The organism is Pseudonocardia benzenivorans CB1190 (assembly GCF_000196675.2).
In the GTDB taxonomy this organism is placed as follows: domain Bacteria; phylum Actinomycetota; class Actinomycetes; order Mycobacteriales; family Pseudonocardiaceae; genus Pseudonocardia; species Pseudonocardia benzenivorans.
On sequence record NC_015312.1, the window covers coordinates 2,214,275 to 2,237,146 of the forward strand.

The following is a 22,872-nucleotide window of genomic DNA, read 5'->3' on the forward strand; positions in this document are numbered from 1 at the left end:
GCGCGGCGATGATCAGCCGATGTAGGAGATCCCGAAGGCGTCGATCTTGCGGTACAGCGACGAGCGGGCGATCCCGAGCATCTCGGCCGCCTTGTAGCGGTTGCCGCGGGCCTCGTAGAGCGCCTGGATGATGACGTCGCACTGGGCGGCCTCGAGCATCGACATCCGTGGCGCCCGGTGCGCGAAGCACGACGGTGGCAGGTCGGGCGCCTGGATGACCCCGACGGGCTTGCGGGCCACGACGTAGCGCAGCACGTCCTCCAGCTCGCGCACGTTGCCCGGCCACGCGTAGCCCTCCAGCACCCGCACGACCTGCATGCTCAGCCGCAACGACCGCCCACCCGCGAGCCCGTGCAGGATCGACATCGCGATGTCGCCCAGCTCGTCGGCGCGGTAGCGCAGCGCGGGCACCCGGACGGTCTCGTGGAAGTGCCGCAGCAGCAGCCCGTACGGGCGGGTGGCGTCCGCGGAGGCGCTGTCGATGCAGCCGGCGACGACGAGCGGGTCGGGCATCGCGACGAGGGTGCGCAGCGACTCGTCGAGCCGGCGCGCGGCGACCGGGCTGAGCAGGTTCATCTGGCGCAGCACGAGCAGCCGCGGCCGGTCGCCGGGCTCGCGGGCGACGCGGTCGAGCGGGTCGGGTCCGCCCGTCGAGTCCCCGATCCGCGAACAGTCGACGACGTGCACCATCGCCGACGGGTGCGCGCGCCGGAACTGCTGCACGGCCAGTGTCTGCTTGCCGACGCCCGCCTCCCCGATCAGGAGCTGGTGGCGCCGGCGCCCGACCGCGGCCGCGACCTCGTGGCAGGCCCGCAGATAGGGACTCAGCAGCTCGCGGTTGGCCCGCATCCGCGCCTCGGCGTGCAGCCGCGCGGAGTGGTCGCCGCCGCGCAGGTCGGCGGCGTAGTCGCGGCGCGTCGTCGGGGCGACGTGCGAGCCCTGGCGCCGCACGGCCTCCGGCACGGCGAACCGCGCCGCGAGATCCAGCGGCCCGCCGGACACCACGCAGCCGACGACGACGCCGGCATCGGACACCGGCTCGACGGCCAGCGCCGCGCAGTGTCCCGACGGCAGGTCGACGTGCCGGTCGCCCCCGTCGGCCTCGCCGATGACGGCCGCGGCGAGCGTGAGGTCGGCCAGGCTGCGCTGGTCGTCGTGCCCGAGCCTGCGCACTCCCGGGCACGTGAGCAGCGCGTCGCCGTCGGTGGCGAGCACCCACTCCGCCCCGGCGTCGCGCGCCTCGGTGAAGCGGCGGTGGACGAGCAGGCCGTGCCGGTGCGCACGGTCGGCGACGGCCTCGGCGATCCGGCCGGCGAGCAGCCCGGCGACCGCGGTCCCGGTGTCGTCGGCATCCGCGACGTGGCGCAGCACGACGACCGCGTCCGGCGCCGCACCGTCGCTGCGGTGCACCGTCGCCGCCGACTCGGCCAGCCACGTCAGCTCCGGGTGCAGGTGCTCGGCGCCGACGACGCTCGCGACGTCGCCCCCGTGGTGCAGCAGGGCGGCGGCCGTCGTCCCGACGTCGCCCTCCGCGTACCGGAACCCCGGCGTGAACAGCACGCCGTCGAGCAGCGCCGCGAGCGCCGGATCGCCGTCGTGACGCACGCGCACGACACCGTCGTGGTCGACCAGCGCGACCGAGCAGCGGGGGCGCGGGGTGAGGGAGAAGAACGCCGCGAAGACCTCGTCGGCCTCCGGGACGGCCGACCGGCCGGGCTCGTGCCCGACGTAGCTGACCTCGACGGCGTCGAGCCGCACACCGGCGTCGACCGCCCGCAGCCACGACGCCACCACCTCCGGCCGGACGGCCTCGCAGGCAGGGTCGATGCGACCCGTCCGCCGGAACCGCTGCGCCGCCGCCTCGATGCCGGTGAGGTCCACCGGCCCAGGCTAGGACCGCGCCGGCCCGGAACCGGCCGACTGTCGCAGGTTGCGACGCCCGACCCGGCCGTGGCAGGAGTACGCCACTCACGGGACAACGGGCACGCACCGGCTTGTCCGTCCGGGACAGCGCCGATGTCGCAGGGCGCCGCTACCGTCGGGCGCAGCGGCGGAGGGAGCCGGGATGGCGGGCAGCGGTGCGCTCGGGATGATCGAGACGCGGGGGCTGGTGGGCGCGATCGAGGCCGCGGACGCGATGGTGAAGGCCGCGAACGTCGAGGTCGAGGGCTATCGCACGCTGCGCAACGGGCAGGTGTCGGTGCTCGTGCGCGGCGACGTCGGCGCGGTGAAGGCGGCCGTCGACGCCGGTGCCGCCGCGGCCGCCCGCGTCGGTGAGCTCTACACCTCGCACGTGATCCCGCGCCCGCACGGGGAGACCGAGGGCGTGGTCGGCCAGGCGGTCGTCCCGCTCGACTGAGCGCCCGTCAGCCGGTCTCGCCGTCGTCGCCCGCGGTCTGGTTGACCTGCAGCAGCCGCAGCGCGAAGTCGGCGCGCATCCGGTCCTCGTGCCGGCTCAGGTCGAGCCCGGTGAGCTGGCGGATCCGCTCCAGCCGGTAGCGCAACGTCTTGTGGTGCACGAACAGGCGCTCGGCCGCGAGCCGCTGCGAACAGTCGGCGTCGAAGAACGCGCGCAGCGTGCGGATCAGGGCACCGTCGTTGTCACGGTCGTAGGCGACGAGCGGGCCCGTCACGTCCTCGATGAACGTCTGGAGGTCGGGGTCGTCGCCGCTGCCGAGCAGCAGCCGCACGATGCCGAGCTCCTCGTAGAGGAACGCGTTCTGCCCGCCCAGCCGCCGGGCCGCCGACAGTGCCGTGCGGGCCTCGTTCCACGCCCCCGGCAGGGCGACGACGTCGCGGTGCTCCCGGCTGATTCCCCAGGTCATCCGCAGGTCCGGCCAGTCGGCGCGCACCGCCGCGGAGAACGCGGTGACCAGGTCCTTCGCCTCGGCCCGCCCGACGTCGGACGCGATCGCGACGAGCAGGTCCCCGCGCAGGCCGGCCAGCGCCAGCCCGCGCCCGTCGTCGAGCGTGCGGACCGTGCGCAGGACGTGCCGGCGCAGCCGTTCGGTGCCGGAGGTGTCCCAGCCGTGCTCGGCGGCGAGGTCCTCGACGTTCTCGATGCGCCCGTGCACGACACGCAGCGCGCCCGTCAGGGCCAGACCCAGCTGCTGGGCCCGGGTGCGGGCGGCGAGCCGGTGCTCGACGGGTCCCTGCAGCAGGTCCCACAGCACCTGCTCGATCGCCTCCGCACGGGCCCGGCTGGCGGCGCGTTCGCGCAGCAGCGCCAGCGAGCAGGCCATCGCGACCTGTCCGGCGGTGACCTCCAGCATCTCGTCGGACCCGCCGCCCGGCAGCAGCACGACCTGGCCGACCTCGTCGCCGTCGGCGTAGACGGGCCGGATCCAGCTGCGACCGGCGCCGGTGCGGCGGCGACGCGCGGGCCGGCCGACCGTCGCGGGCAGCGACGACACCAGCCTGCGGCCGCTGTGTGCGGCGAGCAGGGTGCCGTCGGGGCCGTACACGCCGATCTCGCAGTCCAGCTCGGTCGCGACCGCGCGCATGATCGCGGGCAGGCCGCCACCCTCGACGACGGTCGTCAGCAAACTGTGCTGCAGCCGTGAGCTGCGATCGAGCACCGACACCTGGTGCTGCAGCGCGTCGCGGGCGCGTTCGGCGTCGGCGGTGGCGGCGGCCTGCTCGTCGTGCAGCCGGGCGTTGTCGATGGCGACGGTCGCGAAGTCGGCGAGGGTCACCATGCGGCGCACGTCGCGCTCGGTGAAGATCGACCGGCGGCGCCGCCAGACCTCCAGCACCCCGACGAACTCGCCCTGCAGACGGAGCGGGACGGCCAGCGCCGACCGCGTCGCCTCCTTCTCGGCCAGCGACATGAAGTCCTGGCTGATCGTCTCGTCCTCGAGGTAGGAGTCGACCTTGGCGGGCTCGCCGGTGAGGAACACCAGGCCGGCGACGCCCTGGCCGCGGTGCATCCGGAGCCGGGCCGTCTCGGCGACCCGGTTGCCGACGCACGCCCGCATCCGCACGACGTCGTCCTCGCGCAGCATGACCCCGCAGATGTCGGAGTCCAGCAGCCGCAGCGTCCGCTCGGCGATGGTGTGCAGCGCCTGGTCGACGTCGCGCGCCGACAGCAGCTGGGCGACGACGTCGCGCACCGCCTCGGCCTCGGCGTCGGCGTCCTGCACCCGGCCCGTGGCCGACGAGTCCGCGAGCACGAGGGAGAGCCAGACGCACGCCTGCCGCAGCAGCTGCCACGCGCCGGGCTCGACGTCGGTCCCCGGGTCCCAGCACAGCGCGACGGCCGCCCCGGCCGGGATGACCAGCCCGCGGCGCTCGACGGGCGCGCACGGCGACGGACCGCCCCGCGGCAGGCCCGCGATCCCCGTCCCGGGTCCGGCGAGCGCGGTCCAGCCGGTGTCGGACCACCAGGCGACGCTGACCGCCGTCCCGACCAGTAGCGACGCGCGCGCGGCGACCTCTCCCGCCGCGGCGGCGAGGTCCGCGGGCAGCGACTCCAGCAGGGTGGCGAGGCCCGGCGGGCCGGCGACGGTGAGCCGCCGGGATTCGGCTGGTGTCATCTCACCCCCCGGCCCCGTCAGGTCGCGATCAGGGACTTGAGCGTACGTCGCGCGGCCATCGCCCGGTACGCGTCGGGGACGTCGTCGAGCGGGACCGTCTGCGTCGCGACGACCGTCGGGTCCAGCACACCGGACGCCACGAGCGCGACGAGCGCCTCGCCGTCGCGCATGAGGTCGCCGATCGCGAACCGCAGCGTGAGCTCGTCGGCGAAGGCCCTGGCGACGGGCAGCGCGAACTCGGGCTCGGTGTGCACGCCGACGGACACGATGGTGCCGCGCCGTCTGACCAGCGTGAACGCCGTGTCGAGGCCGCGCGGGCCGCCGACGGCGTCGATCACCGCGTCGGCGCCGCGGCCGTCGGTCAGCCCGGCCACGGTCGCGCGAGCCCCGGCCGGGTCTGCGACGACGGCGCCCTCGCGGGCGGCGAGCTCGCGGCGGGCGTCGACCGGTTCGACGACGACCACCGTCCCCGCGCCGCACGCCTGCGCCGCCAGGCTGGTCAGCTGGCCGACCGGCCCGCCCCCGAGCACGACGACCGTGTCGCCGGGGGTGAGCCCCGCGCGGCGGACCGCCGCGTAGCCGGTGGCGAGGGTGTCGCCGAGGAACACGGCCGCGTCGAGCCCGATCCCGGCCGGCACCGGGCGCAGCACCGTGTCGGCGAACGGGACGCGGACGAACTCGGCCTGGCTCCCGGCCAGCGGCGGGCCGTAGGCGGAGCCGGTGCCGAAGAACCGCCGCTGCGGGCACTCCCAGTGGTCGCCGCGGCGGCACCACCAGCACGTCCCGCACGCGGTGAAGTCCGCGCCGACGACGAGGTCCCCGACCGTGTGGCCCTGCACCGCCGGTCCCGTCCCGACGACCTCTCCGACGAACTCGTGGCCCAGCACGCTGCCGCGGGGCAGGTGCTCGCCGTGCGCGACGGCGTGCAGGTCGGTGCCGCACACCGCGGCCCGGCGCACCCGCACGATCGCGTCGCCGGGATCGACGACGATCGGCTCCGCGACCGACTCGACGCGCACCGTCCCGTCCCCGGCGAAGAGCACGGCCTTCATGTCGGGGTCGCCGCCAACGCGCCGAGCCGCTCCCGGATGCGTTCGGCCGCCTCCCGCAGGGCGGCGAGCTCGGCGGGACGCAGGTCGAGCTCGACGATGCCCTGCACGCCGCCGCGGCCGAGGCGGGCGGGCAGGCCGACGTAGACGTCCCGGATGCCGTAGCTGCCGTCGGCCAGGACCGCGGCGGGCATGACCTCGCCGCGGTCGGCGACCATGGCCAGCACCATCCGGGCCGCCGACGTGCCGGGGGCCATGAACGCGCTGCCCGACCGCAGCAGCCCGACGACCTCCGCGCCCGAACCCCGCGTCCGGTCGACGGTCGCGTCGAGGTCGGCCGGGCCGACCCGCTCCAGAATCGGCCGGCCATCCGCGGTGGCCTGCGACAACGGGACGACCATCTCCTCGCCGTGGCTGCCCAGCGCCCACGCGCCGACGACCTCGGCGGGTCCGGCCCCGGCCAGGGACGCCAGCGCCTGGAACCGTGCGGTGTCGAGCACCCCGGCCATGCCGACGACCCGCTGCGCCGGGAACCCCGACGACACCCACGCGTGCTGGGTCATCTCGTCCAGCGGGTTGGTCACGACGACGAGCACCGCGTCGGGGGAGGTCCGCGCGAGCCGGGACGCGATGTCGCCGACGATCTCCGCGTTCGTCGCGATGAGGTCCGAGCGGCTCATCCCCGGCGTGCGGGGGCGTCCGGCGGTGAGGACGACGTAGTCGGCCCGGCCCGCCTCCTCGACCGTGCCGACCCCGCGGACGCGGGTGGTGAACCCGCTCAGTGCGGCGGTGTGGGTGAGGTCCAGCGCGATCCCGGTCGCGCGGCCCTCGTCGATGTCGACGAGCACGACCTCGTCGAACGCGTCGGCGTCGGCGAGCCGCATCGCGGCGATCATGCCGACGTTCCCGGCCCCCACCACGACGACCCGCCCGACCCGCCCGCCCGGCGCACCGCGGCCAGGAGGGGCCGACGAGCGACGGGAGGACCGGCCGATCGGGGCGCCGCGGCGGTAGAGCGCCCCGGAGGGCGGGCGCACCGGCCGCGGCGCGGAACCGAGCCGGGCCGACACCGCGGCTGGGTCGGGGAGCGGACGGACCTGGGCGGGCGCCGCGGGTCGCGCGCCTCGTGCGGCGGCCGACGGCGGTGCAGGGGAGCCGACCACGATCTCCACGCCCAGCTCCCGGGCCCGTTCCCGGGCCAGCGGGGTGACGACGTCGCGGGTCCCGACGTGCACGACCCCGGCCCCGCCCGCGACCGCCTCGTCGACGGCCGCCGCACCCCACACCGTCATCGCCGGTCCTCCCGGCCGTGCATGCCCTCGAGCGCGGCGACGGCCGCGTCCCGCGCGGTCTGCACCTCGCTCTCGGTGCCCGACAGGAACATCCGGCCGAACCGGCCCACCGCGCGCAGCTCGATCACGGTGATCGACGCGGCCTTCTCCGCCTCGTTCGCCGCGACCGAGATGTAGGCGGCCGGAGCGACCTCCATGACGAACAGGCTCTGCCCGGGCATCAGCATGGATCCCTTGCGCCACTTGTTGAGCAGCTGCGCCTGGTAGGGGTGGACGTTCGTGATGAACTGCGTCGACGCGATCGTCGGGCGGATCCGGTCGGCCTCGGTCAGCCCCAGCTCGTCGAGCACCGCCTGCCCCGACGCGAGCACCTCCGCCTGCTGCTCGGAGTGGATCTCCAGCAGCCCGAACTCGCGCTCGATGATCTGCAGCGCCGGCCGCACGCCTGCCGCCTTGAGCGCGATGTCGGCGGCCCGGAACACCTCGTTGCCGGGGGCCATCTCGATGTACAGCTCGGCCATGCCCGCGAGCGGGACGTCGCCGGGGCTGGTGGCGGCGATGTGTGCGGCGCACTGCGGCTGCATGCGGTCGACGAACGCGTAGGTGCGCAGCGTCGGCGCCGGGTTCTGCGGGGTCACGGTGCCGACCTCGCGATCCCGACCGGGGTGATCAGCAGCGCGTGCGGGTACGTCACGACGGTTCGCTCCAGGTAGCCGGCCAGCACGTCGCCCGCGCCGGGGATCATCAGTGCGCCGCCCGCGAGGTGCAGCGGGAGGTCCTCGTGCCCGGCGGTCAGCGCGCGCACGTTCTCCGCGATCCGCTGCAAACCCGGCACGAGCACGGGCAACGCCTCGCCGGGATGGGCGCGCTTGTACGGCTCGGCGTCCTCCAGCGCGAGGCCGAGCGCGCCGGCGAGCACGAGGTCGAGATGGTGGCCGCCCCCCGGCCGGTCGTCGAGCGCCACGAGCTCGCCGGCGCGGTAGACGCCGACGCCGGTCGACCCGCCGCCCACGTCGACGACGACCCCGTCGCGCAGGCCCAGCGTCCGCTGGGCGGCGCCGACCTCGTCGACGAGCGCCACCTCGTCGAACCCGGCCGCCTCGCACACGAACGTGCAGGCGCGGGCGTCGGCGGCCGGGACGCACGGGGGATGGGCGGTCGCGGCCGCCGGCAGCTCGGTGCGCAGCGCGACGCGAGCGGCATCGCGCAGGTCGCGGACCGTGGCGACGGCCCGGGCGAAGTCGACGACGACCCCGTCGGCCAGCGCCCCCGACGGCCTGCCGTCGACCCACACCGGCCGATCCCGGCCGTCGGGGCCGGTCGCGAGGACGACGAGCACGCAGGTCGCCGTGCCGAGGTCGACGCCGACCCGCAACGCCGTCGCGGCCCGCGCGGCGCCGGCCGCGTCCGGATCGCCGCCCGCCAGCGCGGCGACCGCGGCCGCCCGCTCCAGGAGGGAGCGCGTCGCCGGGATCGCGCTGCACGTCGTCAGGAGCGGCATCTACAGCTCCACCGGGTCGTAGACCGTGCGCCACGGCCGGACCTCGTGCGCGATCCGCTTGATGTTGATCAGGTGCAGCGGCGTGACGTTGTCCGAGCAGATCGACCCGCTCCACGTCCCGGTGCCCAGCTGGAAGGAGGGGTCGACCTCGGTCGAGAAGCCCATGCCGCCGAACAGCGCCGGGGTGTTGACGACGATCCGCCCCGCGGGCAGCGCCCCGAACGGCGCGATCTCCTCGGGCGACGACGCGTGCACCGCGGTGGTGTGGCCCTCGCCGTCGAGGGCGAGGATCTCGCGGCACCGGCGCAGCCCGGCCGCTGCGTCGGGCACCCGGTAGACCGACAGCACCGGGCCGAGGATCTCCCGCGAGAGCGGGGTGTCCGCGCCGACGCGGTCGAGCTCGCACGCGAGGACCCGCGTCGTCGACGGCACGGCGAACCCGGCCAGCTCGGCCAGCCGGAGTGCGGTCTGCCCCACCGCGTCGGGACGCAGCGCGCCGCGGTCGTCGAACAGCACGCGGACCAGCGCGGCCTGCTGCGGGGCGTTCATCCAGTACGCGCCGCGGGCCTCGAACTCGGCCAGGAATGCGGGTGCGACCGCGTCGGCGACGACGACGGACTGCTCGGCGACGCAGGCGGTCCCGTTGTCGAACGACTTCGACGTGATGATCATCTCGGCGGCCTCGGCCGGGTCGGGCACGCTGGCCCCGACGTAGGCCGGCACGTTCCCGGCGCCGACGGCGATCGTCGGCTTGCCGCTCGAGTACGCGGCCCGGACCATGCCCGGGCCGCCCGTCGCGAGCACGAGCGCGATCTCCCGGCGGCTCATCAGTTCCCGGGTCGCGGGCAGCGTCGGGTTCTCCAGGCAGGAGATCAGCCCCTCCGGGGCACCGGCCCGCGTCGCGGCCGCGGCCATGATCTCCGCGGCGCGCAACGTGCAGCGGGCCGCCCGCGGATGCGGCGCGAGCACGACCGCGTTGCCGGACTTCACCGCGGCCAGGCACTTGAACAGCGCCGTCGACGTCGGGTTGGTCACCGGGATGATCCCGGCGATGACGCCCATCGGGCAGCCGACGGCCGTCACCCGCGCCTCGTCGTCGACCCACAGGACGCCGACGGCCCGGCGCTGCAGCATCCAGCGCGCGACGAACCCGGTGTTGTAGCGGTTCTTGTGGATCTTGTGCTCGTAGACGCCGTACCCGGTCTCGTCGACGGCGAGCCGGGCCAGCTCCTCGGCCGCGGCGGTGCCGGCCCGGGCCATCGCCCGCACGTAGCCGTCGAGCGTGTCCTGGTCGGTGCCGTCGAGCTGCTCGAACGCGCGCCGCGCGGCCCGGGCCTTCACGCGGACGTCCGCGAGGCCGGCCAGATCGGCGTCCAGTGCTGCGGTCATCTCCCACCTCGGAGGTCGGACGGAACTGCGGGCGCGGCGGGGCAGCGGGTCGCCGCGCGCCGGCGCCCGCCACCTCTGCGCGGGTCAGCCCTTCGGGCGGGTGAGGACGGCGAGGATGCCCTCGGTCTCGTCGTGCGGGCGCGGGATGACGTGCACGGACACGACCTCGCCCGCCTTGCCCGCGGCCACCGCCCCGGCGTCGGTGGCGGCCTTCACCGCGCCGACGTCGCCACGGACCATGACCGTCACCAGGCCGCCGCCGATCTCGCGGTGGCCGACGATCTGCACGTTCGCGGCCTTGACCATCGCGTCGGCCGCCTCGATGGCACCGACCAGGCCCTTGGTCTCGATCAGGCCCAGCGCGCCGCGCGGCGTCGATGGTGCGGCAGGGGTTCCCGCGGCGGTGGTCGCCATGTCGTCCTCCATGTCGGTGTGCTGAGTGCTCGGGCGGCTCAGGCCTTGCGGTAGCTCACGGTTCCCGAGCGGATCACGGTGTCGGCGATGGCGACGACCGCCCGGTCGGTGGGGGCGTCGGCACCGGCGGCGACCCGTGCGGCGCCCCCGGTCGCGACGAGGACCACCTCGCCCACCCCGGCGCCGACGGTGTCCACGGCCACGTACGCCGTGCCGCGCGTCTGCTCGGGGTCGGCGCCGGCGGCGTCCTGCACCAGCAGCAGGGTGAACCGCTCGAGCCCGGGGTCCTTCACCGTCGAGACGACCTGGCCCAGCACCTTGGCCAGCTGCATGCCCGGTCACCCCCGTCGGTCGGCGGACCGCGCCGGGCGGCTCCGCTGGCCGGACAGTAGGGCGGCCCGCCCGCCGGCTGCCTTATCCCGCACGGACAACGTCGCCGGGTGCCGTTGTCCTGCGACGCACTGGCTGCGCGGGCCGGACCGGCCAGACTGGTCCGGACACGACGCCCCGCGCGAGGAGGTTCATCGGTGATCCGTCCCGAGGACGCGCAGTTCCACGCCCCGACCAGCGACGACCCGCTGTGGGCCGAGACGAACTACTTCGGTCTCTACGCGGGCCAGGACACCGACCGGCCCATGAACATCGGCGTCTACGGGCTGTTCCGCGAGCCGCTCGGCGTCGTCGGCTCGACCGTGTCGGTCAACAGCCGCCGCGTGACGATGCCGTGGGCCGCCGACTACTGGGACGCCTGGGAGCACCTCGTGGCCCCTGCGAGCCTGCTCGACTACACGCTCGCCAACGGCCTGCACGTCGTCTGCTCCGAGCCGAACAAGGTCTGGGACGTCGACTACTCCGACGCCGCGGCCGATCTGGAGCTGCACTTCCGCTACACCGCGCTCATGGAGCCCTACGACATCAACGACCCCGACCAGGATCCCCGGGCCGCCGGCCGGGACATGGACCTGACCTGGGGCCACGCCTACGCCGGGCACTTCGACCAGACCGGCCGGTTCGAGGGCGAGATCCGGCTGCGCGGCGTGACGACGCCGATCGACTGCGTGTCCACCATGGACCACAGCTGGGGCGTGCGCGCCGAGCGCCAGACGTCGCGGCTGAGCTGGATGCACGCCCACGTCGGACCCGACCTCGCGCTGCACGCCCTGTTCGACTTCGACACCGCGAACGGCCCCGACGGTCCGTCGCCGCTGACGATGACCCACGGCTACGTCCTCGACAACGGCGTCGTCCGGGGTCTCGCGTCCGGGTCGGGGGAGACGACCCGGTCCGGCCTCTACCCCGAGCACATCGAGATCACCGTGTCCGACGCCGACGGCCGCACCTGGGAGGCCGTCGGCGACGCGCTGACGACGTTCCCGTGGCAGTCCCAGCCCGGCGTCGTCGGCCACAACAGCCTGCTGCGCTGGACCCTCGACGGCCGCACCGCCCACGGCGAGTGCATGGACTTCGTCGGCATGGGGGAGCTGGGTCGGGTCTACGACCGCGTGCACGCCGCCGCGGCGGGCACGCGCGCGTGAGCCCACGGTGAGCCCGCCGCCCGTCCAGGCGGTGATCTTCGACCTGGACGGGACGCTCGTCCAGACGCGGGTCGCGTCCTGGGAGGTCTTCGAGAAGCTCAACCGGCGCCACGACCTGGGCGTCGACGAGCCCGAGAAGTACTTCGACCTGTTCCGCGGCAACATCTACGACTCGATCGCGAAGCTGTGCCGCGACGAGGCGCACGCCGCCCTCGTCCGCGAGGACTTCCTGCACCTGCTGCGCGCCGAGTACACCCCGCCGCTCGTGCCCGGGGTCGCCGAGGTGGTGCGCCGGCTCGCCTCGGAGACGACGCTGGCCGTGATGTCGTCCAACGCCATGCAGGTGCTCCGGCGGGTGCTGACCACCAACGACCTGGCGTTCTGCTTCGCCCACGTCTTCGGTGGCGACGTCACCCCCGACAAGCGCACCGCCATGCGCACGTTCCTCGCCGACCCGGGCAGCGGCTTCGGCCGTCGGTGCGCCGCCGACTACGACGAGGCCGACGCGCGCCCGGTGCCCGGCCCGGCCGCCACGGTGCTCGTCACCGACACCGCGGGCGACGTCCGCGACGGGCTGGAGGTCGGGATCCGGGTGGTCGGCGTGGCGTGGGGGATGCACAGCGTCGAGGAGCTCACCGCGGCCGGGGCGGAGTTCGTCGCGCTGTGGCCGCAGGAGATCACCGCGCACCTGCTGGGCGACGCCGCCGCGACGCCCGCGACCGGCGCCTGCGCCGCTGTGAGTGGCGAGGGTCGCCATGGCGACCCTCGCCACTCACGAGGGACCGACGCCGAGCGCGCCCGTGCCGCCGAGACGCGCCGCGCGCGGCGCCGCGCCGCCGCGCCGCTCACTCCTGTCGCCGCGCCCCGCACTCCTCCTGACGCCCCGCCCGCGCCCGCCGCCACGCCGGCGCGGGCCGCCGCCGTCGACGCGGAGCTGCTCGACGCCGTCCGGCGGGTGGTGGGGCGATGACCGGCTCGTTGTCGGACGCCGCGGGCGGGCTCGTCGGCGCGTTCAACTTCCGCGATCTCGGCGGCCTGCGCGCGGGGGAGGACCTGCACGTCCGCAGGGGTGTGCTCTTCCGCAGCGACACCCTGCAGGCGCTCACCCCCGCAGACGTCTCCCACCTCACCGACCGGCTGCGGCTCGAGCTCATCGTCGACCTGCGGATCGGGCCGGAAGCCGTGTCCGAGGGCCGCGGCCCCATGGCCGAGGTGCCGGTCAGCTACCTCAACGCCCCGCTGCGCGACCTGCCCGTCTCCGACCTTCCCGCGCACGAGCAGAGCCTGCGCTTCTACGTCGAGCACCTGGAGTCGCCGGGCTCGGTGCTGTCGACGGTCGTGCGCATCGTCGCGGCGATGGCCGGGCGACCCGTGCTGCTGCACTGCGCGGCCGGCAAGGACCGCACGGGTCTCGTCGTCGCCCTGCTGCTGCGGCTGCTCGGGGTCGACGACGAGGACATCGTCGCCGACTACCTGCGGTCCGGGCTCAACATGCCGCGCATCAAGGAGCGGTTCCTCGGCTGGCCGCGCTACCGCGACCACATGGCGACGGTGCCCGCCGAGGTCTACGACGCGCTCGAGTACACCATCCGCGGCTTCCTCGCCGAGCTCGACGCGCGTTTCGGCGGCGCCCGCGACTGGGCGCGCGAACGCGGCATCAGCGACCAGGAGATCGCCCGGCTCCGCGCGGGTCTGCTCGCCGCCGCGTAGCGGCCGAGCGGGGCCGGGTCGCCCGGCTGCCGCCAGGCCTACTGCAGCGCGGCCTTGCCGAGCGCCAGCAGCAGCGGCCGGACCTCGGCGGCGTCGACGGCGAACCGCCGGAAGCCCAGCCCGTGCAGCTGCGCGACCATCTCCTCCGACACCTGCCCCGACAGCCGCATGCCCACCCGGCAGCCGGCCTCCTGCGCCGCCGCGACGCGGACCAGCAGGTCCGCGACCGCGGGGTCCAGGGTGGTCCGCGGGTCGCAGGAGAGCAGCCCGCGGCGGACGTAGCCGTCGAGCGGCTCGGCCGTCAGCAGGTGCCGGGCAGGGATGCCGAACACCGCGGCCTGCAACGTCCGCACCTCGACCCACAGCACGTCGGCCGCGGCCGCGATCGCCTCGGCGGCGAACGCCGCCCGGGGGCCCGTGACGTAGGCGCCCACCCCCACCGCGGCGCCGCGGCCCAGCTCGCGCAGCGCGGTCGCCTCGGCGGCGTCGGAGACGTGCCGGACGGCCAGGTGCACCCGCGGCGCCCCGCCCGCCTTCTCGACGGCGCGTTCGAGCCCGCGCAGCTGCGCCTCCACCAGCGCGGGGCGGCCGAGCGGCACGGTCAGCTCCGGGTGCCGCGTCGTGACGGCGGTCTGCTGCAGCAGCTCCCGGGCCTCGTCGGCGACGAGGTCGATCGCGCGGACCCCGACCTCGACGTCGCCCGCCGCCGCGAGGACCGGGGCGAACTCCTGCGCGACGAGGTCGGCGACACCGTCGAGCGCCTCGACGCCGCCGTCGGCGAGCAGGTGCGCGACGAGCCCGTCGAGGTGCCCGGTGGCGACGAGGACGTCGTCGATCGCGGTGACCAGACCTGCGGCGCCGGCCTCCCGGGCGGCGTCGACGTCGGCCGGCAGGGTGACCCGGGCCAGCACCTCGCCCGCCCCCGCGGCGGCGGCGATCCCGAGCAGGTCGCCCAGCGCACCGGTGGCGGCGGCCGGGGTCGAGACGGCGAAGCGGCCGGCGAACAGCTCGCCCGTCGAGCCGTCGAGGGAGACGTCGTCGCCCTCGTGCAGCCTGCGCCCGTCGACCTCCAGGGTCCGGGCCGCCTCGTCGACGCGCAGCGCGCCCGCGCCGACGACGCAGGCCGTGCCGAGCGCCCGGGCCACGACGGCGGCGTGGCTCGTCGAACCGCCCGTCGCGGTGACGATGCCCTGCGCGGCGATCATCCCGTGCAGGTCGGCGGGGCTGGTGACGGTCCGCGCCAGCACGACGTCCTCGCCGCCGGCGGCCCGCTCGCCCGCCCGGTCGGGGTCGAGCACGAGCACGCCGCTGACCTGGCCGGGGCAGGCGCCGATGCCCGTCGTCAACAGGCGTCCGGCGGAGCGCGCCCGCTCGACGTCGGTGTCGGCGAATCCGGGCCGCTGCACCTGCCGCACCTGCTCGACGGAGACCCCCCGGAGCGCGGTCGCGGGCGTCGTGAGCCCTTCGGCGACGATGTCGGCGGCGATCCGGACGGCGGCCTCCGGGGTGCGTTTCGCGCTGCGCACCTGCAGCAGGTAGAGCGTCGAGCGCTCGACGGTGAACTCGATGTCCAGGACGTCGCCCTGCGCGCGTTCCAGCTCGGAGCACGTCGCGCGCAGCTCGGCGAGCAGGTCGGGGGCCAGCGCCTCGGTGACCGGGTCGGGGGTCCGGGTCCCGGCGACGACGTCCTCGCCCTGGCTGTGCGCGAGATACTCGCCGAACAGGCCCGGCTCGCCCGTGACCGGGTTGCGGGTGAACACGACGCCGGAGCCGGAGTCGTCGGACAGGTTGCCGAAGACCATCGCCTGCACGACGACGGCGGTCCCGAGATCGTGCGGGATCTTGTGGAAGTCCCGGTACGTGCGGGCCCTGCGGGTGTTCCAGGAGCGGAAGACGGCCTCGACCGCGCCGACGAGCTGGGCGCGCGGGTCGGCGGGAACGGAGTCGCCGGTGTCGTCGGCGAGCGCCGCCTCGCACGCCGCCCAGACGCGGTCGTACACCGCGCCGGCGTCGTCGCGGGGGCCGACGTCGGCCACGAGGTCGCCGATCCCGGCACCGGGATCCAGGGCGCCGAGGACGGTCTCGGCGTACATCGCGTGGAAGCGGGCGACCACGTCGGCGACGAAGCGGCTGTCACCGGTGGCCTCGGCGAGCGCGACGGCGGCCGTGCGGTCGAGCCCGAGGTTGAGGATGGTGTCCATCATCCCCGGCATGGAGACCGGGGCGCCCGACCGGACCGAGAGCAGCAGCGGGACGGGCCCGCCGCCGAAGGTCTTGCCGGTCCGGGCCTCGAGTGCGGCGAGCCGGGCGAGGACCTCGTCGGCGAGGCCGTCGGGAAGGGTCCTGGTGCCCAGGTAGGCGCGGCACGCGTCGGTGCCGATCACGTAGCCGGCCGGGACGCGCAGGCCCTGGCGCGTCATCCGGGCGAGGCCGCTGCCCTTGCCGCCGAGCCGGTCGACGTCCGCGGGATCGGCCTCGTCGAACGCGAGCGTGAAGGCGGTCATTCCGTCCGTTCCCGGCCCAGCGTGCGCAGCAGGTCCTCGTGGAACTCGAACCAGACGTTGTGCACGGAGTCCAGCGTCGGGGACGAGACGTACTCGTGCTCGCCCCGGTCGATGCGCTCCAGCGCGGACCGGAAGCGGGCCGGGTAGGTGCCGAACCGCGCGTCGTGGCCCGCGAGTGCCTCGAGCAGGGGGCCGAGCCGCGCGATCAGCTTGTCCAACCGTGCGATGACCTTGTCGTCGTACTCGGCGTCGGAGTGGTCGTTGGCCACCTTGCGGCCGCCGACGTCGACCTGCTGCCAGGACGACATCGTGGTGAGGAACTGCGAGTTGACGGTCTCGAACCGCTCGACGAGCCCGCCCACCTCGGCGTCGGCGCGCACCGCGCCGTAGCGCCGGGCGGCGGCCGCGGCGAGCGCGGGCTCGGCCTCGTCGGTCGGCAGCGCGGCGCCGCCCGCAACGACGAGCAGCCCCTGCGCGGCCAGCCGGTCCAGTGCGGCCTCGACCTCGGTCCGGGGCAGCCCGCAGGCCTCGGCCACGACCTGGGGGGTCGCCATCTTCTTCAGCGCGACGGTGTTGAGGACGTCGTAGTCGGTCTTGTCGGAGGCGAGTGCGGTCATCAGGTGTCCTTCACGCCGGACCGGGCGGCGCGGCGGGGTCCGCCGCGCCGCCCGGTGGTGGGGCGGGCGATCGTCCGGCCGACGTCTCCTAGAGCCAGCGGCCCTTGGAGTTGCGCAGGCTCGCCTTGTCGGAGAACGGCAGGTACCCGGCGCCGGAGAAGATCTTGCTCGGCACGGTCTCCTGGGCGAAGCCGCGCTTGGTGATGTCGTAGTAGTAGTTCGCGACGCGCTGGTCGATCTCCCACAGGTCGTAGTCGCGGCAGGCCTTGTCGTAGGTCCCGGCCAGCCGCAGGTGCGGGAGGATCATGTCGATGTAGTAGACGTACTGGCCGTTCCAGATGAGGTCGCGGCGGCACATCCTCGACGTCTTGGTGTAGAGCTTGAGCGTCGCCTGCTGGACACGGCCGAGGTGCTCGCCCAGGTCGTCGATCTTGATGGGGTAGACCTCGCCCATCGGGGTGTTCCACTTCTCGCGCGCGAACACCGCGCCCCCGACGATCGCCTCGATGTAGTTCTTGGGCCGGGTGAACGTCGTGGAGATGTCGTTGACCCGGATCTCCTCGAGCGCCATCTTCTCGGGGTCGACGACCAGCGCGAGCGTGTAGCAGTGCGGCAGGCCGGCGTCCTCGCAGACGTCGCTCCAGTGGAAGACCTCCTCGTTGACGAAGAGGTCGCGCAGGATCAGCAGGTTGCCGTCGGGCAGCTCGTAGGGTCCGGTGTCGCCCAGTCCGAGACGGCAGTCGTAGTGGTCGAGGAACGACAGCAGCTCGGCGGCCGCGTTGAACTGGGTGAACGCGGCGTGCTTGGGGCTGCCGTTCTCCAGCGGCTCGACCTGGCCGGTGAGCTGCTGGAGGAAGTCCTCCTCGTGGATGCGGCACCGGTAGCGGTCCTGGGAGTTGAGGATGTAGCCGTCCTGACGCTTGCCCCACAGCACCCGCTGCATGAACTTCAGGATCTCGTTGGACTCGCCGACGTAGTCGTCCGGACCGATGGCCTCCAGCGCGAGCAGGCCGCAGCGGCCCATGCCGAAGCCGACGGCGCCGATGCACCAGTCGTGCACCGCGTTGACCTTGGTCCCGATCTCGCGGCGGGCGGTCGCCCCGATGTCCATGATCCCCTGGCCGCCGCCGACCTCCGCGGTCGTCATGCGCAGGATCTCCGGCCAGCGGTAGAACTCGTGCATGAAGGCCAGGATCTCGTACTCCTGGCGGGGGATCATGCCGCTGACGCCCTCGGTGGCGCGCATGACCAGCACGTCCCAGATGTTCCAGGCGAGGTAGTTGTTGAGGTCGTTGAGCTCGTCGATGGTGAACTCGTCGCGCAGCACGTCGTCCTTGGACACCTTCTCCAGGACCTTGCTGCGGGCACGCGACTTCATCGTCTTGTCGCCCTTGATCCCGTCGGTGACGGGCTCCATGCCGACGAAGTTGCCGGTGTAGGTGAGGCTCTGGAACCGGAGGCCGTCGTCGGCCTCCTCGTACCGCTGCTTGTAGGTCGCGCGCTTGCCCTCGGTGGTGGTCATCGTCGGCTCCTCCCTCAGTCGTCCGCCACGACGCGGCCGACCTCGTGGTCGGTGCAGTCGAGCCGTACCTTGCGCCCGTCGAGGGCCTTGGCGATCTCCTCGAAGTGCGACGGGTCGGTGTTGCCGACGACGTAGCGCGACTCGCTGGAGGTCAGGTGCGCGGTCATCACACACGGGGTCTGGAACTCGCGGGAGAGGATGCCCAGGTGCGACTCCGGGGCGCCGGACATCGTGATCACGCCGATCGCGCCCATGCTCAGGGCCGGCGCGAGGAACGTCGTGGTGCCGCCCTGGACCAGCAGGATGTGCTCGGCCAGCCTGCCCGACTGGATCAGGCCGATGACGTCGGCGGGGGACTCCAGGTACTTCACCGTTCCGCTGGGGGATTTTGCGGTGTCGAAGACGTTGTAGCCCTCGGCCAGCACGTCGGCCATCGATGTTCCTCCTTGAACTCGTGGGTGCCCCGGCCACGCCGCCCGCGGTGACCGTGCCGCCGCGCGGTGGCCACGCGGAGTAGCGTCCGTCACAGTGCCGTGGATCACCAGGGTCGCCGATGGACCGCGCGGATAGAACTGTCCGCGGCCGTTGTCCGGCCCGGATAGCGGGGCGCCGCGCTCCGACCGCAGGTCGCGACGGGCCGACGGCACGCAGCGCGCACGGCGCACGACCCGGACGGACGCACACCGGAGGCACAGGTCCGGGTGCCGTCACGGACGGAGGTCGGGACCGCGCGCGGGGGCCGGGGGAGCGCGGGACGGTCGTGAACGGCGATGGTCGCGATGGCGACCATCGCCGCTCACAGGCCTTTGGCTGCCGTCACCGTGTTGCGCAGGAGCATCGCGATCGTCATGGGGCCGACGCCGCCCGGGACGGGGGTGATCGCGCCCGCGACCTCGGCGACCTCGGCGGTGCGAACGTCGCCGACCAGTCCGTGCTCGCCGCGGTGGATGCCGACGTCGATCACGACGGCGCCGGGCTTCACGGCGTCGGCGCCGATGAGGCCGGGCCTGCCGGCCGCGACGACGAGGACGTCGGCGCGCCGGCAGACCGCGGCGAGGTCGCGGGTGCGGGAGTGGCAGGTCGTGACGGTGGCGTTGCGCGCCAGCAACAGCGCGCCCTGGGGCTTGCCGACGAGATCGGAGCGGCCCACGACGACGGCCTCGGCCCCCGCGAGGTCCACGCCGGCCTCGTCGAGCAGCACCATCACGCCGCTGGGCGTGCAGGGCCGCAGCCCGGGACGGCCGAGCGCGAGGCGGCCCGCGCTGACCTCGGTGAGCCCGTCGACGTCCTTGTCCGCGGGGATGCGGGCGATCAGCGGCGCGGCGTCGAGGTGCCCGGGGAGCGGGAGCTGCAGCAGGATGCCGGTGACGTCCGGGTCGGCGGCGAGCTCGTCGATGACGGCGGCGAGCTCGGCCTGCGAGACGTCGCCGGGCAGGTGCCGGTGCAGGTCGGCCATCCCGGCCTCGACGCAGAGCCGGCGCTTGTTGCGGACGTAGATCGCCGAGGCGGGGTCGTCGCCGACCAGCAGGGTGGCGAGCCCGGGGACCCGGTCGAGCGCGGCCACGTCACGCGCCACCTCGGCGCGCACCCGGGCGGCGACGGCCTTCCCGTCGATGATCCGCGCGGTCACGGGCGTCCCAGGGCCGCCCGCAGCACGGGCTCGATGTCCGTGGCGGCGGCGGCGCCGTGGGCGTCGCGCAGGCGGGGCAGGTCCGACGTCGGCGAGATCGTCCACTCCTGCGCGCCGTCGGTCTCCAGCACCAGCGTCGCGACGAGCGTGCCCAGCTGCGCGGCCCGCTCCACGGACAGTCCGCCGTCGACCCCGGCGAGGAACCCGGCGCGGAAGCCGTCGCCGACGCCGGTCGGGTCCTTGATCGCCCGGGCCGGGACGACGCCGAGCTCGATGTCGGTGCCGTCGGCGCCGACGATCCGCACACCCTTGTCGGACAACGTCGTGATCCGCAGGCCCACCCGCCGGGTGATCTCGTCGGCGTCCCAGCCGGTCTTGCGGGTCAACAGCTCCCACTCGTACTCGTTGGTGAACAGGTAGCGCGCCCCGTCGACCAGCGCGCGGCACTGGTCGCCGTCGAGCCGCGGGAGCTGCTGGGACGGGTCGGCGGCGAACGCGACGCCCAGCGCCCGGGCCTCCTCGGTCTGGGCGACCATCGCGTCGGGGTCGCTCGCGCCGATCAGCACCAGCTCGGTGCCGAAGCGCTCCACGATCGGGGCCAGCGCGATGTTCTTCGCCTCGGTCATCGCGCCGGGGTAGAACGACGCGAGCTGGCACTGGTCGTCGTCGGTCGTGCAGGTGAAGCGCGGGGTGTTCGCCGAGTCGACGACGAGCACCGCGCCGGTCTCGACGCCGTGGCGCTCCAGCCAGGCGCGGAAGTCGTCGAAGTCGTTGCCGACGGCTCCGACCAGCACCGGGCGCTGACCCAGCACGCCCATGCCGAACGCGATGTTGGCGCCGACCCCACCGCGGTGCACGACCAGGTCGTCGACGAGGAAGCTCAGCGAGATCCGGTCGAGGCGCTCGGCGACCAGCTGATCGGCGAAGCGGCCCGGGAAGTGCATGAGGTGGTCGGTCGCGATCGATCCCGCGACGGCTGTGGTCCCGACAGGCATCGGCGAATCTCCAGTGGTCAGAAGACGATCGTGGTGCGGCCGTTGACGAGTACCCGGTCCTCGCAGTGCCAGGCGACGGCGCGGGCCAGCACGGTGCGTTCGATGTCCGCGCCGCGGCGGGTCAGCTCCGCCACGGTCGCGCGGTGGTTCACCCGGACGACGTCCTGCTCGATGATCGGGCCCTCGTCGAGGTCCTCGGTGGCGTAGTGCGCGGTCGCGCCGATGATCTTCACCCCGCGCTCGCGGGCCCGTTCGTACGGTCCGGCCCCGGCGAACGCGGGCAGGAACGAGTGATGGATGTTGATCACCGGGACGCCGACCCGGTCGAGGAAGTCGCCCGACAGGATCTGCATGTAGCGCGCGAGCACGACCAGGTCCACCTTGCCGCGCAACAGGTCCAGCTGTCGCTGCTCGGCCTGCGGCTTGGTCGCCCTCGTCACCGGGACGTGCTCGAAGGGCACCCCGAAGGACGCGACGTCGTCGGCGAGGTCGGGGTGGTTGGACACGACGGTCACGACGTCGATCGGCAGCTCGCCGCGCCGCGCTCGCCACAGCAGGTCGAGCAGGCAGTGGTCGTAGCGCGACACGAACAGCGCCACCCGCGTGGGCACCGCGACCTCGCGGAACCGGTAGGTCCCGCCGAGCGGCCCGGCGACCTCGGCCTCGAAGGCCTCGTCGAGAGCGGACAGGCTCGTCGCCAGCCCGGACAGGTGGAAGACGATGCGCAGGAAGAACCGGCCGCCGGTGGCTCCCGTCGAGTCCTGGTCGGACTGGACGATGTTGGCGCCGTGCCGGTGCAGGAACGACGAGATCCGTGCGACGATCCCCGGTCCGTCCACACACGACACGACGAGCCTGCCCAGGTCGCGGTCGCCGTCGGCGAGGCCGGCGGCCCCGACCGCCGCGCCGGGGGTGGCGCGGCGGTCGTCGTGGAGGACGGTCATCAGGCCGTGGCGGGAGCGGCGTCGGCCGACAGCCCGGCGGCCTGGCGCAGGGCCTCGGCGCGGTCGGTGCGCTCCCAGGGCAGGTCGACGTCGGTGCGGCCGAAGTGCCCGTAGGCGGAGGTGGCGGAGTAGATCGGGGCGTGCAGGCCCAGGTAGGACCGGAACGCGGCGGGCCGCAGGTCGAAGTGCTCGGCGACGAGCTTCTCGATGTTGCCGCGCGAGATCCGCTCGGTGCCGAAGGTGTCGACGAGCACCGACACCGGCCGGGCCACGCCGATCGCGTACGCGACCTGCACCTCGGCCCGCTGCGCGAGCCCGGCGGCCACCACGTTCTTGGCGACGTAGCGCGCGGCGTACGCGGCCGAGCGGTCGACCTTCGACGGGTCCTTGCCGGAGAACGCGCCGCCGCCGTGGCGGGCGAACCCGCCGTACGTGTCGACGATGATCTTGCGCCCGGTCAGGCCCGCGTCACCGACGGGGCCGCCGATGACGAACCGGCCGGTCGGGTTGACCAGCAGGCTCGAGCGCAGCTCGTCGGCGTCGTAGAACTCGGCCGGCAGCACCTGCGTGACGACCTGGTTCCACAGGTCCTCGCGGATCTGGTCGTTGGTCGCCTCCTCGGCGTGCTGGGTGGAGATCAGCACGCGCTCGACGGCGACCGGCACGTTGTCGTGGTAGCGGACCGAGACCTGGGTCTTGCCGTCGGGACGCAGGTAGTCCAGGCCGCCGCGGCGCACCTCGGCGAGGCGGCGGGAGAGCCTGTGCGCCAACGCGATCGGCATCGGCATCAGCTCGGGGGTCTCGTCGGTGGCGTAGCCGAACATCATGCCCTGGTCGCCGGCGCCCGCCTTGTCGAGCTCGTCGTCGGAGAGCTTGCCGCGGTGCTCGTGGGCCTGGTCGACGCCCTGGGCGATGTCGGGGGACTGCTTGTCCAGCGCGACGAGCACCGCGCAGCTGTGCCCGTCGAAGCCGTAGCGGCCGTCGTCGTAGCCGATGCGGTTGACGGTGTCGCGCACGATCTGGGTGTAGTCGAGCTGCCCGGGCGTGGTGATCTCGCCCGCCAGCACGACCATGCCCGTCGTGATCAGGGTCTCGCAGGCCACCCGCGAGTACGGGTCCGCCGTGAGCGCGGCGTCGAGCACCGCGTCGGAGATCGCGTCGGCGATCTTGTCAGGGTGCCCCTCCGTCACCGACTCGGAGGTGAAGAGGTAGTCGTGCGACTCCTGCTGGCTCAT

21 protein-coding genes are annotated in these 22,872 nt (G+C 74.3%); 4 read left to right on the forward strand and 17 right to left on the reverse strand.

Annotated features, from left to right (window positions below; translation table 11 throughout):
* Positions 1-12: 12 nt before the first annotated feature.
* Positions 13-1,881, reverse strand: coding sequence for a helix-turn-helix domain-containing protein (locus PSED_RS10595; RefSeq protein ID WP_013674237.1), 1,869 nt, complete (start codon positions 1,879-1,881; stop codon positions 13-15).
* 184 nt (positions 1,882-2,065) lie between these two features.
* Between PSED_RS10595 and PSED_RS10600 the strand changes: the two genes are divergently transcribed.
* Positions 2,066-2,359, forward strand: coding sequence for a BMC domain-containing protein (locus PSED_RS10600; RefSeq protein ID WP_013674238.1), 294 nt, complete (start codon positions 2,066-2,068; stop codon positions 2,357-2,359).
* Between the two features lie 7 nt (positions 2,360-2,366).
* Here PSED_RS10600 and PSED_RS10605 read toward each other — a convergent pair whose 3' ends face one another.
* The 8 genes from PSED_RS10605 to PSED_RS10640 all read right to left on the reverse strand — a co-directional run bounded on the left by PSED_RS10605 (position 2,367) and on the right by PSED_RS10640 (position 10,512).
* A complete protein-coding gene (locus PSED_RS10605) occupies positions 2,367-4,535 on the reverse strand; it encodes a helix-turn-helix domain-containing protein (protein ID WP_013674239.1) in 2,169 nt (722 codons plus the stop codon).
* A 17-nt stretch (positions 4,536-4,552) separates the two neighbouring features.
* Entirely contained in the window at positions 4,553-5,587 is a 1,035-nt protein-coding gene (locus PSED_RS10610) for an alcohol dehydrogenase catalytic domain-containing protein (protein WP_013674240.1), read from the reverse strand.
* Positions 5,584-6,876, reverse strand: coding sequence for a malate dehydrogenase (locus PSED_RS10615; RefSeq protein ID WP_013674241.1), 1,293 nt, complete (start codon positions 6,874-6,876; stop codon positions 5,584-5,586). The genes PSED_RS10610 and PSED_RS10615 overlap by 4 nt, the downstream gene beginning before the upstream one ends.
* On the reverse strand, positions 6,873-7,514 hold the full coding sequence (locus PSED_RS10620) for a BMC domain-containing protein (protein WP_013674242.1): 642 nt from the start codon (positions 7,512-7,514) through the stop codon (positions 6,873-6,875). The genes PSED_RS10615 and PSED_RS10620 overlap by 4 nt, the downstream gene beginning before the upstream one ends.
* Entirely contained in the window at positions 7,511-8,377 is an 867-nt protein-coding gene (gene eutJ / locus PSED_RS10625) for an ethanolamine utilization protein EutJ (RefSeq protein ID WP_013674243.1), read from the reverse strand. Before eutJ ends, PSED_RS10620 begins: the two co-directional genes overlap by 4 nt.
* Positions 8,378-9,766: an aldehyde dehydrogenase family protein gene (locus tag PSED_RS10630; RefSeq protein WP_013674244.1), complete on the reverse strand. Its 1,389-nt coding sequence runs from the start codon at positions 9,764-9,766 to the stop codon at positions 8,378-8,380.
* Between the two features lie 84 nt (positions 9,767-9,850).
* Positions 9,851-10,180: a BMC domain-containing protein gene (locus PSED_RS10635; protein ID WP_013674245.1), complete on the reverse strand. Its 330-nt coding sequence runs from the start codon at positions 10,178-10,180 to the stop codon at positions 9,851-9,853.
* A gap of 38 nt (positions 10,181-10,218) precedes the next feature.
* Positions 10,219-10,512: a EutN/CcmL family microcompartment protein gene (locus PSED_RS10640; protein WP_013674246.1), complete on the reverse strand. Its 294-nt coding sequence runs from the start codon at positions 10,510-10,512 to the stop codon at positions 10,219-10,221.
* A 195-nt stretch (positions 10,513-10,707) separates the two neighbouring features.
* Between PSED_RS10640 and PSED_RS10645 the strand changes: the two genes are divergently transcribed.
* Genes PSED_RS10645 through PSED_RS10655 form a run of 3 tightly spaced genes read left to right on the forward strand, consistent with a single transcriptional unit; the run spans position 10,708 to position 13,425 of the window.
* Positions 10,708-11,715 carry a DUF7064 domain-containing protein gene (locus tag PSED_RS10645; RefSeq protein WP_013674247.1) on the forward strand — a complete coding sequence of 336 codons (1,008 nt, stop codon included), beginning with the start codon at positions 10,708-10,710 and terminating at the stop codon, positions 11,713-11,715.
* A 7-nt stretch (positions 11,716-11,722) separates the two neighbouring features.
* Entirely contained in the window at positions 11,723-12,685 is a 963-nt protein-coding gene (locus PSED_RS10650; protein ID WP_013674248.1) for an HAD family hydrolase, read from the forward strand.
* On the forward strand, positions 12,682-13,425 hold the full coding sequence (locus PSED_RS10655) for a tyrosine-protein phosphatase (RefSeq protein WP_013674249.1): 744 nt from the start codon (positions 12,682-12,684) through the stop codon (positions 13,423-13,425). Before PSED_RS10650 ends, PSED_RS10655 begins: the two co-directional genes overlap by 4 nt.
* A gap of 38 nt (positions 13,426-13,463) precedes the next feature.
* Here the strand turns inward: PSED_RS10655 and PSED_RS10660 are convergent, their stop codons facing one another.
* The 8 genes from PSED_RS10660 to metK form a co-directional block, all read right to left on the reverse strand.
* On the reverse strand, positions 13,464-15,929 hold the full coding sequence (locus PSED_RS10660) for a pyruvate, phosphate dikinase (RefSeq protein ID WP_013674250.1): 2,466 nt from the start codon (positions 15,927-15,929) through the stop codon (positions 13,464-13,466).
* A complete protein-coding gene (locus PSED_RS10665; protein WP_013674251.1) occupies positions 15,926-16,546 on the reverse strand; it encodes a MarR family transcriptional regulator in 621 nt (206 codons plus the stop codon). Before PSED_RS10665 ends, PSED_RS10660 begins: the two co-directional genes overlap by 4 nt.
* Before the next feature lie 88 nt (positions 16,547-16,634).
* Positions 16,635-18,068, reverse strand: coding sequence for a hypothetical protein (locus PSED_RS10670; RefSeq protein ID WP_013674252.1), 1,434 nt, complete (start codon positions 18,066-18,068; stop codon positions 16,635-16,637).
* 14 nt (positions 18,069-18,082) lie between these two features.
* Entirely contained in the window at positions 18,083-18,502 is a 420-nt protein-coding gene (locus PSED_RS10675; protein ID WP_013674253.1) for a PEP-utilizing enzyme, read from the reverse strand.
* A 362-nt stretch (positions 18,503-18,864) separates the two neighbouring features.
* A complete protein-coding gene (folD, locus tag PSED_RS10680; protein ID WP_013674254.1) occupies positions 18,865-19,698 on the reverse strand; it encodes a bifunctional methylenetetrahydrofolate dehydrogenase/methenyltetrahydrofolate cyclohydrolase FolD in 834 nt (277 codons plus the stop codon).
* Positions 19,695-20,693: a carbohydrate kinase family protein gene (locus PSED_RS10685; protein ID WP_013674255.1), complete on the reverse strand. Its 999-nt coding sequence runs from the start codon at positions 20,691-20,693 to the stop codon at positions 19,695-19,697. Before PSED_RS10685 ends, folD begins: the two co-directional genes overlap by 4 nt.
* Before the next feature lie 17 nt (positions 20,694-20,710).
* Positions 20,711-21,637, reverse strand: a complete 927-nt coding sequence (gene purU / locus PSED_RS10690; protein WP_013674256.1) for a formyltetrahydrofolate deformylase — start codon at positions 21,635-21,637, stop codon at positions 20,711-20,713.
* Positions 21,637-22,872: a methionine adenosyltransferase gene (metK, locus tag PSED_RS10695; RefSeq protein WP_013674257.1), complete on the reverse strand. Its 1,236-nt coding sequence runs from the start codon at positions 22,870-22,872 to the stop codon at positions 21,637-21,639. Before metK ends, purU begins: the two co-directional genes overlap by 1 nt.